Below are 18,064 nucleotides of genomic sequence, written 5' to 3' on the forward strand. Positions count from 1 at the left end.
CGATGACTGGAGATCAGCGGGGCGTGCACGGCGCGATCGCGCCCGCAGCAGAGGGCGGGCCCTTGGGCTCGAGTGAGCTGCGAACCACAGGATCGACAGCGCTCTCGCCCGAGCGGCGTGCCCTCCTCGCGAAGCTCTTGCGGTCCGCGGGCGTCAGCCCCGCGTCCAAGGCGCCCGAGGGCATACCGCGCCACGACCGGTCCCTGCCCGCGCCGCTCTCCTACCCGCAGCAGCGGCTCTGGTTCATGGATCGGCTGGCCCCGAACAACCCATTCTACAACGTGCCGGTCATCATGCGGCTGTCCGGCGGCGTGGACGCCGCCGCGCTTCAGCGCAGCCTCGATGCGCTGGTGGCCCGGCACGAAATCCTCCGGACCACCTATCCCGTGCAGGGCGGGCAGCCCGTGCAGGTGGTGTCGCCGGCCGGTGCGCGGGTGCCGCTCGCTTTTCTCAACCTGACGGAGCTGCAGCCGGCGGGCCGTCGCGCGGAGGCGGAGCGCCTGACAGGGATCGAGGCCCGGCGCCCGTTCGACCTCGCCCGCGGGCCGGTGCTGCGCGCGACGCTGCTGCGGCTCGCGCTCGATGAGCACTGGCTGCTGCTCAACCTGCACCACATCGTCTGCGACGGCTGGTCGATGGGCGTGCTGACACGCGAGCTTGGCGCGCTCTATGCGGCCACGGCTGCGGGCCGGCCGCCGGACCTGCCCGAGATGCCGGTGCAGTATGCCGACTTCGCCGCCTGGCAGCGTGCGCGGCAGGAGGACGACGCATTCAAGGCACACCTCGCCTACTGGCGCGAGAAGCTGCGGGGGCTGCCGGTCACGGAGCTGCCGCTCGACCGGCCGCGCCCACCGACGCCCTCCTTCGCCGGCGACGTGGTGCGGCTCGCGATACCGGCGGACGTCGCGGCGGGTCTCCGACGCCTCGCCGCGGACGAGGGCGCAACCACCTTCATGACGCTCCTCGCAGGCTTCGCGGCCGTCCTCGCCCGCTATGTCGGCGAGGACGAAGTCGTTCTCGGCTCGCCGATCGCCGGGCGCGACCACCGCGACGTGGAGCCGCTGATCGGCCTCTTCGTGAACCTGCTCGTCCTGCGCCTCGATGTCGCGCGCGGGTTGCCCTTCCGGGACGTGCTGCGCCGCGCCCGCAGGACGGTATTGGAGGCGTTCGAGCACCAGGAGGTTCCCTTTGAGCGCCTGGTGCAGGAGCTCGAGCCGGACCGCAGCCTGGACCGCAACCCGCTGTTCCAGATCGGTTTTGTCCTGCAGACCGCCTGGGGGCTCTCGGGCGAGCTCGGGCCGGCGCGCGATCCGGACGGAACGCCGGAGCTCCATCGTGGCACGGCGATCTTCGATCTCGCCGCGCATCTCTGGGAGGATGGCGCCGCGTGGCGCGGTGTCATCGAGTACAGCACAGAGCTCTTCAACCGCGCCTCGGTCCAGCGCATCGCTGACCAGTTTGCAGCAGTGCTCGAGCGCGTGGCGCGCGATCCCGGGATCCCCGTCGGCGATCTGGCGCTGCCGCCGGCGTTTGAGCGGCAGCGCGTCCTCGTCACCTGGAATGAGACGGCGGCTCCCTACGCGCGGACAGCGTGCTTCCACCAGCTGGTGGAAGCGCAGGCGGCGCGCGCCCCGGATGCGCCGGCGCTCGTCTTCCGCGGCACGACCGTCACCTATGCCGAGCTGAACCGCCGCGCCAACCGGGTGGCGCACGGCCTCCGCGCGCGAGGCGTCGGGCCGGACACCATCGTTCTGCTGAGCGTCGAGCGCTCGGTCGAGATGGTCGAAGCCCTCCTCGGCATCCTCAAGGCAGGCGGCGCCTATCTCCCGCTCGATCCGGCCTACCCGACGGACCGGCTGCGCTGGATGGCCGAGGACAGCCGCGCCCGCTTCGGCGTGACGAGCGGCGCGCTTGCCGGGATGTTGGGCGGCATCAGGGCGGCATCGGTGGCGTGGCTCCGCATTGAGGAGCTGCGGGACAGGCACGCCGAACAGCCGCCGGATGCCGCGGCCGCGCCGCACAATCTCGCCTACGTCATCTACACCTCCGGCTCCACGGGGAAGCCGAAGGGCGTGCTCGTCGAGCATCGCGGGCTTTGCAACGTCGCGGCCGCGCAGCGGCGGGTGCTCGGCGCCGGCCCGGACGAGCGCGTGCTCCAGTTCGCCTCCCTCAGCTTCGATGCCTCAATCTTCGAGATTGCGCTCGCACTCGGTGCCGGCGGCACGCTGTGCCTGGCGCCGGCGGACGACCTCCTGCCTGGGCCGACCCTCGCCACCTTCCTACGCACGGAGCGGATCACGGCCGTCGTCCTGCCGCCGAGCGCACTGGCCCAGCTCGAGCCTGCCGACCTGCCGGATCTCGCCACAATCTGCGTCGCCGGCGAAGCCTGCCCCGCCACGCTTGTCGACCGCTGGGCTGGCGGACGCCGGTTCTTCAACCTGTACGGACCCACTGAGACCACCATCTGGGCGACCTTCGCCGAATGCCGTCCGGGCGAGGGAAGACCGCCGATCGGGCGGCCGATCCCGAACACCCAGGCTTTTGTGCTCGACGGCGACGGACGGCCGGTGCCGATCGGCCTGCCCGGCGAGATCCATCTCGGCGGCGAGGGGCTCGCCCGCGGCTACCTCCACCAGCCCGGGCTGACGGCAGAGCGCTTCGTCCTCCTGCCCCTGCGCGGCCCGACGCCGGAGCGTGTCTACCGCACCGGCGACCGTGGCCGGTTCCGGCCCGACGGCGCGATCGAATTCCTCGGCCGGACGGATCATCAGGCGAAGGTCCGGGGCTTCCGGATCGAGCCGGCCGAGGTGGAGGAGGCATTGCTCGCCCACCCCGCGGTTGGCGAGGCGGTGGTGACCGCGCGCGACGAGCGGCCCGGCGACACGCGGCTGGCGGCTTACCTGACGGCTGCGACAAGGTCGTGGCTCGGCGACGGATCCGCCGATCCCCTCGCGGCCGAGCAGGTCGGCCACTGGCGGGATCTCTACGACGAGCTCTATGCCGGGACGCCGGGCGGCGAGGACCCAGCCTTCGACACGGTCGGCTGGAACAGCAGCTACACGGGCGCGCCGCTGCCGGCCGAAGAGATGCGCGCCTGGCTGGACGCGACGGTCGAGCGGATCTGCAGCCTCGCGCCCAGGCGGATCCTGGAGATCGGCTGCGGCGCCGGCCTGCTCGTCTTCCGCCTAGCCGCCAAGTGCGAGCTCTACACCGCAACAGACCTCTCCGCCGCCGCTCTTGAGCGGCTGCGCGCTAGGCTGGACAGCCTAGGGCCGGCGGCGTCGCGCGTCCGCCTGCTTCACCGCGGGGCGACCGACTTCGCGGAAGAGGATGCTGCGGGTCACGACGTCGTCGTGATCAACTCCGCCGCGCAGTATTTTCCGGACGCGGGATACCTGCAGGAGGTGCTGCGGCGGGCCGTCGGCTCGGTCGGTGCGCAGGGCGCAATCTTCGTCGGCGACGTGCGCAACCTCGGCCTCCTCCATGCCCTCGCCTCTTCCATTGAGGTCGCGCGGGCGTGGGAGGCGGACACGGTCCGCTCCCTGCGCGAGCGGGCGCGGCGGCGCGCCGAACTGGATCAGGAGCTGGCGGTCGATCCCGCCTTCTTCCTCGAGCTTGCCGAGCGGCTGCCCGCGGTCCAGTGCGTTGAGCTGCTCGCGAAGCCCGGGGCCTACGGCAATGAGCTCAGCAAGTTTCGCTACGACGTCATCCTGCATGTCGGCCGCAAGCCCGATCGGCTCGCGGATGGCGAGCATCTGCCCTGGGGCAGAGCGTTGGCCGGCGTTGCAACGATCGGCGACCTGCTCGCGAGCGAGCGCCCGCAGCGGCTGTGGGTGTCCGGTATACCGGACAGCCGGCAGGCGCTGGATATCGCGCTCGCGACTTCCCTGCAGGAGCTCGAGGAAGGCGCCGGCGTCGAGGACGTCCGCCTTCGCGCAACGGCCGCCGCCGTGGCCGACGGGGCAGATCCGGGATCGCTGGCCGAACTCGCCGCCGCCCATGGCTATTCGGTGGAGGTGCACCTCGCCGAGGCCGGCGCGCGGCAGGGTGCGTTCGACGCGGTGTTCCGTCACCGGCAGGCGGGCGATGCCCCTCGGGCCAGCCGCGGGCCGGTTCCCTCCCCCGCCACTGGCCGTGCGGCGCCGCGGCGGCTCGACGTCCTCACCAACAGCCCGCTGCGCGCCGCATTCGCGCGCAACCTCGTCCCGCGCCTGCGCGGCTTCCTCGAGGAGCGGTTGCCCCGGCACATGATCCCCGCGCATTTCGTACTGCTCGACGAGGTGCCGCGCACGCCGAACGGCAAGGTCGACCGGCGCCGGCTGCCGGTACCCGACCGCGCCCGTCCGGAGCTGGGCGCCGACTACGTGCCGCCGAGCGAGGCGACGGAACGGCTCCTCGCCTCGATCTGGGGGGAAATCCTCGGCCTGGGCCGCGTGGGCCGGTACGACAACTTCTTCGAGCTCGGCGGGGATTCGATCCTGGCAATCCAGATCGTGGCGCGCGCGCGCGCCGCCGGGATCGCCTTGGCGCCGCGCAACCTGTTCCAGCACCAGACGGTCGCCGCGCTCGCGACCGCGTGCCGGGCCGCGGTCCCCGCGGCGGCTGATGAGGCCGACACCGCCGGGGACGTACCGCTGACACCGATCCAGCACTGGTTCCTCGAAGAGGCCGTCGAAGCGCCGCACCACTTCAACCAGGCGCTCCTGGTGCACCTGCCGGACCGCATGGAGCCCGGGCCGCTGCGCGAGGCGCTAGGCCACCTTCTCCTCCGTCACGACGCGCTGCGCCTGCGGTTCCGGTACGTGGACGGTCGCTGGCAGCAGCGCCTCGCTGAGGCGCCGCCGGAAGCTCCGCTCGAAGTCATGCAGCTCTCCGGCCTGCAATCCGGCGAGCGCGAGCAGGCGCTGGCCCAGGCCGTCCGCACGGCCCACGCGTCCCTCGACCTCGCGCAGGGGCCGCTCTTCCGCGCCATCCTCGCCGATCTTGGGCCCGCCGACCCGATGCGCCTCTTCGTCGTCGCGCATCACCTCGTCGTGGACGCGGTCTCCTGGACCATCCTCATGGAGGATCTCGGCACCGCGACGTCGCAGCTCGCGCGCGGCCAAGCGGTCCTGCTCCCGCCGAGGACGACGTCCTTCCGGCGCTGGGCCAAGCATCTGGAGGCGGCGGCTTCCTCCGCGCCGCTGGCCTTCGAGGCCAGTCACTGGGCGGCGCTGTCCGCCCCGGACCACAGGTCGCTCCCGCTCGATCACGAGCTCGGCGCGAACACCGTGGGCTCGATGGATGTCGTCGCGGTGTCCCTGCCCAAGGACGCGACCGCGGCGCTCCTTACCGACCTGCCGCGGACGCATGCGGCCGGGATGGAGGTGGCGCTGCTCGCCGCGCTGGCGCGCGCGGCGCAGGCCTGGACCGGCGTGCCCCGCCTCCTGATCGACATGGAGACGCATGGGCGCGAGCCCCTGGCCGAGGACATCGACATCTCGCGCACCGTCGGCTGGTTCACCAGCATCTTCCCGCTGCGCCTCGACCTCGCCGCCGCCCCGGACCTAGCCGGCGCGATCGCCTCGGTGCGCGAGCAGGTGCATGCCGTGCCGCGCCGGGGCATCGGCTACGGAATGCTGCGCTACCTCTGCCCGGAAACCGCGATCCGTACGGACATGCAGGACCTGCCCCAGCCGGACGTGAGCTTCACCTACTTCGGGCAGGTTCCCCGCCGCCTCCTGCCTGGCGGCCGGCGCCCTGCGCGCGAGCTCCCCGAGCTCGACGCCGGGCCGGCCCGCGCGGCGGCAGGCCTTAGGCGCCACCGGCTCGAGATCACGGCACGGGTGGGCGAAGATGGCCGGCTGCGCGCCGAGTTGGGTTACAGCGCCAACCTCCACCGCCGCGCGACGATTGAACGCCTTGCCGTGCGCTTCGCCGAGGAGCTCCAGGCCGTGGCACGGCTCGCCGGCGCCGTGGAAGGCATGCCCCGGCCCGCCGAATTCGGGCGCTCCGGGCTGAACGAGAGCGACATCGCCGCGCTGCGGTCGCAGCTCGGGCGGGGCGGCGGGGGAGCTGGGGGATGAGCGCCACGGCAAGGCCGGCCGACGAAATCGACGACATCTACGGGCTGTCGCCGATGCAGCTCGGCATGCTCCTCCACGGCCTGCTTGCCCCGGAGTCCGGCGCCTTCTTCGAGCAGCAGGTCATGCGGCTGCCGGGCGGCGTGGACGCGCGCGCCTTCGCCGCGGCCTGGGAGGGCGTCGTCGCGCGCACGCCGGTGCTCCGCACCTCCTTTCACTGGGAGCGCATCGAGAGGCCGGTGCAGGTCGTCCGCCGCGCCGTGCCGCTGCCCCTCGAGATCCTGGACTGGAGCGACGCGGGGCCGGCGGAGGCGGAGGTACGCCTGGCCGGGCACCTGCGCGAGACCCGCCGCAACGGCTTCCGGCTCAACGTGGCGCCGCTGTTCCGCCTCGTGCTCATCCGCCTCGGCCCGCAGCGGGGGTCCTGGTTCGTTTGGCACTTCCACCACATCCTGCTCGACGGCTGGAGCGGCCAGCTGCTGATGCGGGAGGTCGCCGACCTGTATGGGGACCTCCTGCGGGGCGTCCCGCCCGCGCCGCCGCGGCGGCCGCCCTTCTCCGACTACATAGGCTGGTTGCAGCGGCAGGATCCGGCGGCCCTCGAGGCCTTCTGGCGGGCCCGCCTGCGCGGGCTGAGCGGCCCGACCCCCTTCGGCATCGGCGCGCCCGCGCCCGGGCGCGCGGGCCAATGGCCGAACGACGGCGAGGCCAGCTTCACCATCCCGGTCGAGGAGGCGAAGGCGCTCCGGAACTTCGCGCGCGCCGAGCGGCTCACCCTGAACACGCTCTTCCAGGGCGCCTGGGCGCTGCTGCTCGCCCGCTACGCCGGCGAGCCCGAGGTTACTTTCGGCACGGTCGTCTCGGGCCGCCCGCCCGATCTCGACGGCATAGACGCGATGATCGGGCTGTTCATCAACATCCTGCCGACGCGGGCCGGCGTGCCGGGCGAGCGGCAAGTGCTATCCTGGCTGCGCGAGTTGCAGGCGCGGCAGCTGGAGACGGCGCCGTTCCAGCACGTGTCGATGCAGCAGATCCGGCAATGGAGCGGGCTGGCAGCCGACATCGACCCGTTCGAGACGGTGCTGATTTTCGAGAACTTCCCGCTCGCCGAGACCGGCGGGGGCGCGGGGCTCGTCGAGGAGCCGCTTTACGTCGGCCGGACGAACGTGCCGGTGACTGTGCTCGTCGCACCCGGCGAGTCCATCCGGGTGAAGGTCCTCTACGACCACCGGCGGTTTGGCGCGCCGGCGATCGGCCGGGCCGTTGGGCACCTTCGCAACCTGCTCCTCGGCCTGGCGCGTGACCCGGAGGCGCGGCTTCGCGACGTGCCGATGCTCGGCCCCGAGGAGCGCCGCCGCGTGCTTCTCGACTGGAATGCGACGGAGCGGCCCGGCTATGACGAGGTTCCGCTGATGGTGCAGCTGGCGCGGCAGGCCGCGCGCACGCCGGACGCGATCGCCTTCATCGAAGGCGAGCAGCGGCGGACCTTCGTCGAGATCGACCGGCGCTCGACGCGGCTCGCCCATGCGCTGGTCGCGCGCGGCGTCGCGCCCGGGGACCTTGTCGCCGTCTGCCTGCCACGATCCCTCGCCGCCGTGGAGACCTTCCTGGCGGTGCTGAAGGCCCGCGCCGCCTACCTTCCGCTGGACCCGGCCTATCCCGCCGCGCGCCTCAGCTACATGCTTGAGGACGCGCGGCCGGGCTTCCTGCTTGCCGAAGCGGATGCCATGCCCGGCATGCAGGGGCTGCCGCGCGCAGACCCGGCGAGCCTCCTCGCCGCCTGTCCGGATGCGGCGGGCGCGGAGGATCGCCTACCGGATGCCGCCCCGGACGACATCGCCTACGTCATCTACACCTCGGGCTCCACGGGCCAGCCCAAGGGCATCGCGGCGGGGCACGGGCAGATACTCAACCGGCTCGACTGGATCTGGCGCGAATATCCCTGGGCGCCGGGCGAGGTCGGGGTGATGCGCACCGCCCTCAACTTCGTCGACTCCTTTCAGGAGATGCTGGGCGGCCTGCTGCGCGGCGTGCCGACCGTGATCGCCAGCGGGGACGCGGCGCGCGACCCCGACGCGCTCGTCGAACTGCTTGCCCGCCACGGCGTGACGCGCATCTGGTTCGTGCCGTCCTTCCTCGCCCTCCTGCTCGACGTCGTTCCCGACGTCGGCGCCAAGTTACCGCGACTGACCTTCTGGTCGAGCGGCGGCGAGCCGCTCTCCGCCGACCTCCGCCGGCGCTTCGAGGCCGCGGTGCCGCACGGCGTGCTCTGCAACACGCTCGGCGCGTCCGAGATCTGGGACGGCACCTTCTTCGATCCCCGGCGCGATCCGGTCGGCGCGGGCCCGGTGCCGATCGGGCGGCCAATCGCCAACACGCGGGCCTACGTGCTCGACCGCCACGGCCAGCCGGCGCCGATCGGCGTTACGGGCGAGCTGTGCTTCGCCGGCGCGTGCCTGGCGAGCGGCTATGTCGTGCGCGAGGCCGATGCGCGCGACCGCTTCCTCACCCTGACGGTCGGTGGGCTGCCGGAGCAGCGGCTGTACCGGACCGGCGACCTGGTCCGCTGGCGCGAGGACGGCGTCCTCGAATACGTCGGGCGCACTGATTTTCAGATCAAGCTGCACGGCTACCGCATCGAGCCGAGCGAGGTCGAGGCGGCGCTGCGGGCAATTCCGCAGGTGGCCGATGCGGTGGTGGCCGCCATCGAAGAGGTGGCCGGGCGCCGGCTGGTCGCCTATGCCCTGCCGGTCGGTCCGCCGCCCGCCGCCGGTGACCTCTTGGCGCATGCGCGCGGGATGCTGCCCTCGTTCATGGTCCCGTCGCAGATCGTGTTCGTGGAAAGCCTTCCACGCACGCCGAGCGGCAAGGTCGATCGCAACCGGCTTCCGCACCCCACCGGCCCCGCCCGCGCGGCGCTGGCAGCTCCGACGCCGCGCACGCCCCTGGAGGCGACGGTGCTCGCGCGAGTCCAGGAGGTGCTCGGTGCCTCCACCATCGACCGCGGCGCCAACTTCTTCAGCGAGCTCGGGGGACACTCCCTGCTCGCGGCCCGGCTGGCGGCGCGGCTGCGCGACGATCTCGGCATGGAGGTGCCGCTGCGCCTGGTATTCGAGGCGCCGACGGTCGCAGCGCTCGCCGTGCGCCTCGGCGAGATGCTCGCGGCGGCCGGCGACGCCGCGACCGAGCTTCTACTGACCGAGCTCAACGATCTCTCACCCGAGGAGCTGGAGGCGCTGCTCGCGGGGCTCGAGGGCTCCGCGCAGGAGCCGTTGGCGTGATGGACATCGCCGGCCGCGTCGGGGCGCTGACGCCAGAGGCGCGGCTGCGCCTGCTCCGGCGGCTCCGGGACCGCTCGGGCGGGGACGGCACGGATTGCCTGCCGCTCGTCCCGGTGCCCCGCAACGGGACGGACTTCCCGCTCTCCTTTAACCAGGAGCGGCTCTGGTTCCTCGACCAGCTCACGCCCGGCAACCCGTTCTACAACCTCGCCTCCGCGCAGGTGCTCGACTTCGCCATGGACGCCGCCGTGCTCGATCACGCCCTCGCCGAGCTCGCGCGCCGTCACGAGGCGCTGCGGACGAGCTTCCCTGTGGCGCGCGGCGAGCCCGTCCAACGCGTCGCCGCGGCGGTGGACCTGGCCTGCGAGACCGTCGCGCTCGACGCCATCGCGCCGGAGGAGCGGGAGGCCACGGCTCGGCGGCGCGCCGCCGCCTTCGCGGCCGCGCCCTTCGATCTCGCGCGCGGTCCCCTGCTGCGCGCGCTCGTCGCCCGTCTCGGTCCGCACCGGTCGCTCTTCGCCTGCGCCATCCACCACATCATCGCGGATGGCTGGTCCGTCGGCCTGCTGATGCGGGAGCTGGCCGCTCTCTACCGCGCCTTCGCGGGCGGCGGCTGGGCGGTCCTGCCGCCGCCGCCGCTGCACTACGTTGACTACGCGGTCTGGCAGCGCGGTCGCGCCGCTGCCGGCGAGACTGAGCGGGAGCTCGCCTTCTGGAAGCGGCAGCTCGACGGCCTCACGACGCTCGAGCTGCCGACGGACCGCCCACGGCCGCGGGTCCAACGCTTCGCCGGCGACCAGCTTCCCCTCGCCTTGCCAGAGCGGTTAGCCGAGGCCGCCCGCGGGTTGGCGACGCGCCAGGGTACGACGCTGTTCGTCGTGCTGCTCGCCGCCTTCATGGCGCTCCTGCACCGCTACAGCGGACAGGAGGATGTGCCCGTCGGCGTCCCGGTGGCGAACCGGCCACGAGCCGAGCTTGAAGAAGTCGTCGGCTTCTTCGCCAACACGCTCGTGCTGCGGGGCGATGTCCGCGGCAACCTGAGCTTCGGGGAGTTCGTCGCCCGCCTCCACCACACCGTGGTCGAAGCGCTGGAGCATCAGGAGCTGCCCTTCTCGACGCTGGTCGCCGCGCTGCGGCCGAACCCGGACCTCAGCCGCAATCCGCTGTTCCAGGTAAGCTTCCAGCTTGTCGCGGGGGTGCCGGGTGCGGGCGCGGCGCCGGGCGCGCAGTCCGGTGCGCTCGGGATCGACCGGACGACCTCGATCTTCGACCTATCCGTCAATCTCTGGGAGGCCGGCAAGGCGGTCGAGGGCCTCGTCGAGTTCGACACCGATCTCTTCGATCGCGCGACCATCGAGCGGATGGCGGGGCACTACCTGACGCTGCTCGAAACCGCCCTGCGCGCGCCGGAGACCGGCGTGGGCGCGCTGCCGCTCATGACGGAGGCCGAGCGCACCCTGGTGCTGGAAACATGGAACGCGACCGCCATTCCCGTACCGCCAGACGGTCTCCTGCACGGTCTGGTCGAGCGCCAGGCCGAGCTTACGCCGGAGGCCTGCGCCGTGCGGCAGGGCCCAGCGGCGCTGTCCTTCGCAGAGCTCGACGCCACCGCCGATCGGCTCGCGGCGGCCCTGGCGCGGCGGGGCATCTGCCGCGGCTGGCGCGTCGGCCTTCGCATGCGGCCGTCGCCCGGGCTGCTGGTCGCGATCCTCGGTGTGCTGAAGGCGGGCGGCGCCTTCGTGCCCCTCGACCCGGCCATGCCGGCGGTCCGGTCCGCTGCCATGCTAGCGGATTGCGGCGCGAGCCTCCTCCTCACGGACGGCGATGCCAGCGACCCGCCCGCGGAGGCCGGCTGCGATGTGGTCGCGCTCGGCGATTTACTGTCCGCCACCTGTGGCGACGGGGCGAAGCCCGATCCGGGCGTCGGGCCCGAGGACGTCGCCTATGTCATGTTCACCTCGGGCTCCACCGGCCGACCGAAGGGCGTGATGATCCCGCACCGGGCGGCGGTGAACTACCTCGCTTGGTGCCTCGCCACCTATCCCGTCAGCGACGGCGTCGGCGCGCCGCTCTGCTCGCCGGTCTCCTCCGACATGTCCATCACGACGCTGTTCCTTCCGCTGCTGGCCGGCAGGACGGTCGTTCTGCTGGGCCCCGGGCACCCCGTCGAGGAGCTCGAGCGGCTGCTGGCTGCGGGCGAGCGCTTCGGCTTCGTCAAGCTCACGCCGTCGCACCTGGAGGCGCTGCGCCTCCTCTCGGGGGGCCGCGTCCGGGCGGAGGCGACCGCCGCCTTCGTCGTCGGCGGCGAGCAGCTGTATGGCGAGGCGCTGGCGCCCTGGCGGGACCAGGCTCCGGGGGTCATGGTCTTTAACGAGTACGGGCCGACGGAGACCACGGTGGGCTGCTGCGTCCATGCGCTCCGGACCGGGGAGTGCGCGCCGGGGCCCGTCCCGATTGGCCGCCCGATCGCAAATACGCGCCTCTACGTCCTGGACAGCTGGGGCTCACCGGTGCCTGTCATGGTGCCGGGCGAGCTCCACATCGGCGGCGCCGGCGTCGGCCTGGGCTATGCCGGCCGCCCAGAGCTGACGGCCGGAAGCTTCGTGGAGGATCCGTTCTCGCCCGACCCGCAGGCCCGGCTTTACCGCACCGGGGACCGCGTGCGCTGGCGCAGGGACGGGACGCTCGAGTACCTCGGCCGCTTCGACGAGCAGCTCAAGGTCCGCGGCCACCGCGTCGAGCCCGGCGAGATCGAAGCTGTCCTGCGCGGGCATGGCGCGGTCCAGGACGCCGCCGTTATCGGCCGGAAGCTCGGCGGGGACATGCGGCTCGTCGCCTTCGTGGTGCCCTCCGCCGGGCTGACCGGGGATGCGGAGTTGTGGTCGGCGTCGCTGCGCGACCACCTCGCCGGGCGGCTCCCGAAGCACATGCTGCCGGGGGCCTTCATCCCGATCGAGACCATCCCCCTCACCGCGAGCGGCAAGGTGGATCGCCGCGTCCTCGCCGCGCTGGACGCCCCCGCCGCTGCCCCGGCGGCGGAGGACGGCACGCCGCCGCGCGATGCCGTCGAGGAGGTCGTTAGCCGGGTCTTCGCGGACGTGCTGGGCGCGCGACGTGTCACGGTGCGGGACGATTTCTTCGCCGAGCTCGGCGGCCATTCCCTCCTGGCCGCCAGGGCCGTGGCCCGCCTGCGCGAGCTCCTCGGCGTCGAGCTGCCACTGGGCCGCCTTTTCGAGGCGCCGACGGTCGAGGCGCTTGCCCGCTCGCTCCGCGCCGAGACCGCGGATGCCGCCGAGCTCGAGATCATCGCCCGGGCGGTCATCCAGGTGCTCGACATCGGCGACGACCAGGTCGGCACGATGCTCGGCGAGGATGGCGCGCAACCCCACGCCGACCAGCAGGATGCCAGATGTACGTGACGATGGAGATCTTCTCGGGTCGGCCGAACCCGGGCTGGCGCCTAAGCCCGCAGCAGGCCCAGCAGCTCGCCGACGGCCTAGCGGGCCGTCCCGCGCGCACCGGGGCGGCCGAGACCATTGAGCGCCTCGGCTTCCGGGGCTTCGTCGTCGAACGGGAACCAGGCGACCCGCTGCTGCCGCCTGGTGTGCTCCGGCGGCTCCGGATCGCCCCCACGCCCGCGGTGAGCGCCCTCGTCGCCGTGGAGGCGCCCGACCTCACGCGCTCGCTGCTCGAGGCCGCGGCGGCGGCCCTCGATCCTGCCGTGGTGGAGGCCGCCGCGTCCCAGGTCGCTGCTGCTGCAGCCGACCCTCCCAAGGCGGCCCCGGCGCAGCCCCGCGGCGCCGCGCGCACGCGGCGCGCCAAGCCGGAGCAACCGCCCGAGAGCGAGGCTGGCCGGAGGATCGCGGCGCTGCCGGAGGGCGTGGCCTTCGTCAGTCCCTACAGGCCGGCATTCTGGAACAGCGCGCCCGTCATCGCGACCAACAACTGCTACAACTACGCGACCAACTTCGTGTCCGGCACAGTGGCCCAGCCGGGCCGCTGGGCCGGCAGGATCTACGACGCCTTCCTCTGCGATGCCGTCCGCACCGCGGCGATCGCCGATGGCTGCCGTCCCGACCTCGACGGCGTCGCGCGCGTCGTGGCCCTGGCCGTGTGGCCGGGCTTCGACTTCCACTGGTGGCGGCTGCACCCGGACGGGATGTGGGCGCACAAGCTCGGCCTCTCGATCGCCCGCAACTTCGACAATGCGGGCCGCGTGATCGCCGGCAACCTTACCCCCGAGACCTGCGACCGACGACCCTACACGGATTTCTGCGGCTACTTCTTCGTGCCGCTCGGCGTGCAGGTGCGCTAACCGTGGCGACACCGCGCCTCCGCGTCGAGCTCGACATCTTCAGCGGCCGCCCCAACCCGTCCTGGGTGCTGGACGTGGCCGAGGAGCAGGCGCTCCTCGCGCACCTTCGCCTCGGAGCGGGCTGCGAGCCGCGGTCGGACGGCCTCGGCTACCGCGGCTTCCTCGTCCGTCGGATGGACATGTCGGCTGCGGCTGGTCCGTGGCTGCGCGTCGGGCACGGCGTCGTCATGCTCTCGGGCCCCCGCGCCGTGGCGCACCGGGATGCCGGCCGCCTGGAGGAGCACCTAATCGGGCAGGCGGTCGCGCACGGCTTCGGCCCGCTCGTCGGCGTGCCAAGTCCAACGAGGGAGGATTCGTGATGGAAGCGCCGGACGAGCCATCCGCCTGGCTCTGGGCCACTACGGGCCCGCAGAAGGACTTCGCCTCCGCCTACGCGGAGTTCCGGCACGCGCTCACCCTCGCCTTCCCGGACCCTGAGGCGGCGCGCGCCGTCGGCGAGGCGTATAACGCCTATGCCGGCGCGCTGCAGGAACCCTGGAAGTCGGGCGACCTCGCGCGCCGCGTCGGCGAACTCGCCGACGCCTACGCCACGAGCGTCCATGAGGCGCTCTCGGGCGCGGAGGCGCGCACCCGCATCGAGGAGGCGTTCGGCCGCTATGTCGCCGCGACCAGGGCCGCCTGGGCCGCCACGGATCCCGCCGAGGTGAAGCCCGAGCACTTGACCATGATCGCGCAGAGCATGGCCTGGATTGCCGCCATCGCCGCCGAGATCCGGCGGCGCCCCCCCGCGGGGACCTGACATGGCACCGTTGCCCGGGGGACCGGCGGCGTGACCGGCGTCGGCATCCGGTCGCCGCGAGGCGCGCAGCCGGGCCGGATCGCGCCGAAGGACCGGGAGGGCGCTCCGCCAGAGTTGCGCATGGACATCCGTCGTCGGACCGTCCAGCTGGACAGCGAGGCGATCGCTCGGCTCTTCCCGGCGGATGTGTCGGTCTGCATCGCCTCGCCCGACATGTACCGTGCGCGCCTGTTCCCGGCGGAAGCCGCGCTGCTGGCGCGGGCCGTCGAGCGGCGGCGGGCGGAGTTCACTGCGGGCCGCGCGGCCGCCCGCGCGGCGCTTGCGCGCTTCGGCCTGCCCGCATGCCCAATCCCGCGGGGGCCTGGCCGCGAGCCGGTCTGGCCGCGCGGCTTCAGCGGCAGCATCACCCACTGCGACGGCTTCTGCTGTGCGGTGGTCACCCGGGTGTCGGAGCTGCCGTCGCTTGGCATCGACGTCGAGGCCGGCGGCCCGTTGGAGGATTCCGTCGCCCGGCTGATCTGCCGTCCCGAGGAGTTCGCCCACTTTGCGGGGCTGCCCGACCTGCCCGGAGCGAGCTGGGCCAGGCTCGCCTTCAGCGCAAAGGAGGCCTTCCACAAGTGCTGCTATCCACTAACCGGCCAGATGTTGGACTTCCTGGACGTGCGCGTCCGCTTCGCAGCCAGCGACGGGACGGCCACGGGCACCTTCACCATGGCGGTCGTCGCGCCGGGCCGGGGCCGGGCCTTGCCGCCGCATTCCACCATGGGCGCCTGGGCGGTCGATGACGCGCGGGTTTACGCCGCCGTGGCTGCGAGGGCACCGATGCTCCTATAGTGGTCAAGCGGCGTTTTGGGCTGGGCCCACGGCTTTGGATCGACGGCAGAGATAGCCGAAGATCACGCGTGCAACGAAGCGCTTGAGGCAGCGAATGATCTCCCGCTTGCTCTTGCCCTCAGCCGTGCGGCGCCGGACGTAGTTGAGAGTGGGCTGATGGGTGCGCATGCGCACGACCACCACGCGGTGGAGGGCAGCGTTGGCCTGCCGATGCCCGCCGCGGTTCAGCCTGTGCCTGGTGGTTTTGCCGCTCGAGGCCGGCACCGGGCAGGCGCCGCAAAGCTTGGCGAAGGCAGCTTCGGAGTGGATCCGCTCCGGCTCATCACCGACGAGAACCAGCATCTCCGCCGCGGTTGCGGTCCCCCTGCCGTGCGCCGCGACCATTTTCGGTGCGCACCGCTCGGTCAGCCGGCCGAGATGGGCGTCGTGTGACCGGATCTCGACGTCGAGGTCGAGCCAGCGACGGGCGATGGCACGCAGGCTGGCCTTGGCTGAGGCGATGGTCGTGGTCAGCGGCCGGCCCCGGCCGCAAGACCGCCAGATGCCGGACCAGCGCCATCCGGCCGGCGACTGCCTCGAGCTGCTCGCGCAGAGCCGTCGGCGCGCTGATCATGATGGCCTTCAGCGCCAGCATGGCCTGGGTGCGCGCCTTGACGGCGGGGTCACGGGCGACCTTGAGGTGTCTGATCATCTCCACCTCACCGGTGCCGGCCTTGGGCAAAGCCGTGGCCTGCCCACCCAGCACGGCGCGGGCGGCGCCTTCGGCATCGAGGCGGTCCGTTTTGCCATGCCGGTGGCGCAGCCGGCGATCGGGCCGGCCGGCCTCGTGAACGGTATGGCCCGCCGCACGAAGAAAGCGCGCCAGGCCAGCGCCGTACGCGCCCGTGCCCTCGATGCCGAAGGCGCGGACGGCTCTCAGTAATCGGGCCCAGATCTCGAGCTCACGGTAGCCCTCAAGGCGGACGCGGATCGTCAGCTCCCCAACCTAGGCGTCGAGCCCGGTGACGGCCACGGCAGCGTGGGTGTGCTTATGGGTGTCGATGCCGACGATGATGTCGTGCCGGCTGGCCTGGTTCATGCTGCCGGTTCTCCTATCGGGTGCGAGTCCAGCGATCTGACGGGCGGACAGGACTGTGACGGGATGGTCGGCCTCAGGCTCCTATGAGGTCACCTCCCCCCCAATCGCCGAGCGTCGTCCGGCAGGCCGACACGCCGGTACCATGACACCGGGTCAATCAACTTGGGGTCAGACCCGCCGAACAACACCAACACTCTCACAGTTGCACGGATCCAGCCGATGGCGCTGCAGAACGGGCCGACGTAGGAGGATTGCCTCAACTCTGCTCCCGGACACGCATTTTGCCGTTCAAGTTGAACCAGGACCGCCGCCACTACATCCTCATGCAAAAGCGCAAAGGACGACCCGGGCGCGCTGGACGTGCCTTTGCAGGCGGTTCCGGTCAGCGATAATCTCCGCGCGGCTCAGCATGTCGAGGCGGCCAAGCCCGCGTCCGCACTGCGGCTTTATCATTTCGATGGATGCCGGTTCTGCCTTCCCTTCGCGGTCGGCGACACCGCTGCCAGTCAGATGCTTGAGGACTTCGCGGCCCGGCTCACCGCTGTTCCGCATGTTGCTTGCCGCGGCGTCTCGGTTTCGGCCCGGCCTACGATCGGCGCTGCCTCGCTGCTACCCAGCGCGGCCGACCACATGCAGACGGTCCGCGCCGCGGCCTCGGCCGCGCAGAGCGCAGCCGATGCGGGACCTGGGTGGGCCTTGCACGACACCGGACGGGATGCAGCTCAGCAACGGGTTTTCACCCTGCTCTCGGCCCTGGACCTGCTACTTGCCGACGCGACAATCAAGGCCAACGGCTCCTTCCGCCTAGTCTGGCAGCCCCGTATCGAACTCAGCACAAGCCGCTGCGTCGCGGCCGAGGGCCTCCTGCGATGGCGGCATCCCACACTCGGCGAGATATCCCCCGGCGAGTTCATCCCGCTCTCAGAGGGTAAGGCGTTGATGCCCAGGCTGACCGACCTTGTTCTGGCAACCGCCTTGGCGCAGATGCGGCGATGGCAGGATGCGAGCCTGAGGCTCGAGACGGCTTCGGTCAATATCTCCGCCGGCGATCTGGAGGACGACGCCCTGGCCGGTCGCGTGGAGCGAGCACTTGCGGCGGCGGGCGTTGCTCCTGGTGCGCTTGAACTTGAGTTCACCGAGACGGCGGTTATGGAGCCGGACCGGCTGCAGCGCCGCCTTGCAGCGGTACGCGAGCTCGGCGTCGGCATTGCGCTTGACGACTTCGATGCCGGATATAGCAACTTGACCTACCTGCGACGGGTGCCAGCAACGACCGTGAAGCTGGACCGCGAGCTCGTCGCAACGGCCGCGCATACCGCCCGGGACCGCACTGTCGCCGAAGCCACCGTATCCATGCTCCGGGAACTTGGGTTGCGGGTCGTGGCCGAAGGGATCGAGACCGAGGCTGACGCCGCGACCATGCGCGAATCTGGCTGCGATGAGGGGCAGGGTTATTTGTTCTCGCCTCCGTTCGAGGCCGAGGCCTTCGAGACTTGGCTGCGCACCACTACCACTGTGAAGCGTTCCCGAAACTAATACCAAATCCCACTGATCAGAACCGATACGCCCAATCGCGCAGTCCGATGGACATGATAGTCCAGGGCTGCTCGACGAGGCGGTTCCAGGCGCGACAGCAATGGTCGACGATGTCGTCGTGGCAGCGGAAGACGCGGTTGGAGAGCCAGTTGTCCCGCA

10 protein-coding genes are annotated in these 18,064 nt (G+C 72.0%); 8 read left to right on the plus strand and 2 right to left on the minus strand.

The window, feature by feature from the left end:
• The first annotated feature begins 2 nt into the window (after positions 1–2).
• The 7 genes from EP26_RS31230 (at position 3) to EP26_RS31265 (ending at position 15,291) form a co-directional block, all read left to right on the plus strand.
• Positions 3–6,065 (plus strand): non-ribosomal peptide synthetase, encoded by a 6,063-nt coding sequence (locus EP26_RS31230; RefSeq protein WP_281177187.1) that lies wholly within the window; start codon positions 3–5, stop codon positions 6,063–6,065.
• Complete coding sequence (locus tag EP26_RS31235) at positions 6,062–9,343, plus strand: non-ribosomal peptide synthetase (RefSeq protein ID WP_052389925.1); 3,282 nt, start codon at positions 6,062–6,064, stop codon at positions 9,341–9,343. The genes EP26_RS31230 and EP26_RS31235 overlap by 4 nt, the downstream gene beginning before the upstream one ends.
• Positions 9,343–12,762: a non-ribosomal peptide synthetase gene (locus EP26_RS31245; protein ID WP_052389926.1), complete on the plus strand. Its 3,420-nt coding sequence runs from the start codon at positions 9,343–9,345 to the stop codon at positions 12,760–12,762. Before EP26_RS31235 ends, EP26_RS31245 begins: the two co-directional genes overlap by 1 nt.
• On the plus strand, positions 12,753–13,658 hold the full coding sequence (locus EP26_RS32830; RefSeq protein WP_157034023.1) for a hypothetical protein: 906 nt from the start codon (positions 12,753–12,755) through the stop codon (positions 13,656–13,658). Before EP26_RS31245 ends, EP26_RS32830 begins: the two co-directional genes overlap by 10 nt.
• 2 nt (positions 13,659–13,660) lie before the next feature.
• Entirely contained in the window at positions 13,661–14,017 is a 357-nt protein-coding gene (locus EP26_RS36100; RefSeq protein ID WP_043345670.1) for a hypothetical protein, read from the plus strand.
• Positions 14,017–14,457 carry a hypothetical protein gene (locus EP26_RS31260; RefSeq protein WP_043345671.1) on the plus strand — a complete coding sequence of 147 codons (441 nt, stop codon included), beginning with the start codon at positions 14,017–14,019 and terminating at the stop codon, positions 14,455–14,457. The genes EP26_RS36100 and EP26_RS31260 overlap by 1 nt, the downstream gene beginning before the upstream one ends.
• Positions 14,458–14,577: 120 nt before the next feature.
• Positions 14,578–15,291 carry a 4'-phosphopantetheinyl transferase family protein gene (locus EP26_RS31265; RefSeq protein ID WP_052389928.1) on the plus strand — a complete coding sequence of 238 codons (714 nt, stop codon included), beginning with the start codon at positions 14,578–14,580 and terminating at the stop codon, positions 15,289–15,291.
• A gap of 3 nt (positions 15,292–15,294) precedes the next feature.
• Here EP26_RS31265 and EP26_RS37180 read toward each other — a convergent pair whose 3' ends face one another.
• Positions 15,295–15,675, minus strand: a complete 381-nt coding sequence (locus tag EP26_RS37180) for a transposase (protein ID WP_281177188.1) — start codon at positions 15,673–15,675, stop codon at positions 15,295–15,297.
• Positions 15,614–16,267: an IS110 family transposase gene (locus EP26_RS39005; RefSeq protein WP_211259668.1), complete on the minus strand. Its 654-nt coding sequence runs from the start codon at positions 16,265–16,267 to the stop codon at positions 15,614–15,616. The genes EP26_RS37180 and EP26_RS39005 overlap by 62 nt, the downstream gene beginning before the upstream one ends.
• A gap of 462 nt (positions 16,268–16,729) precedes the next feature.
• On the opposite strand from EP26_RS39005, the gene EP26_RS31275 reads away from it, so the two are divergent.
• Positions 16,730–17,905, plus strand: coding sequence for an EAL domain-containing protein (locus tag EP26_RS31275; protein ID WP_157034024.1), 1,176 nt, complete (start codon positions 16,730–16,732; stop codon positions 17,903–17,905).
• Positions 17,906–18,064 lie beyond the last annotated feature (159 nt).

The organism is Belnapia moabensis DSM 16746, assembly GCF_000745835.1.
Lineage (GTDB): Bacteria > Pseudomonadota > Alphaproteobacteria > Acetobacterales > Acetobacteraceae > Belnapia > Belnapia moabensis.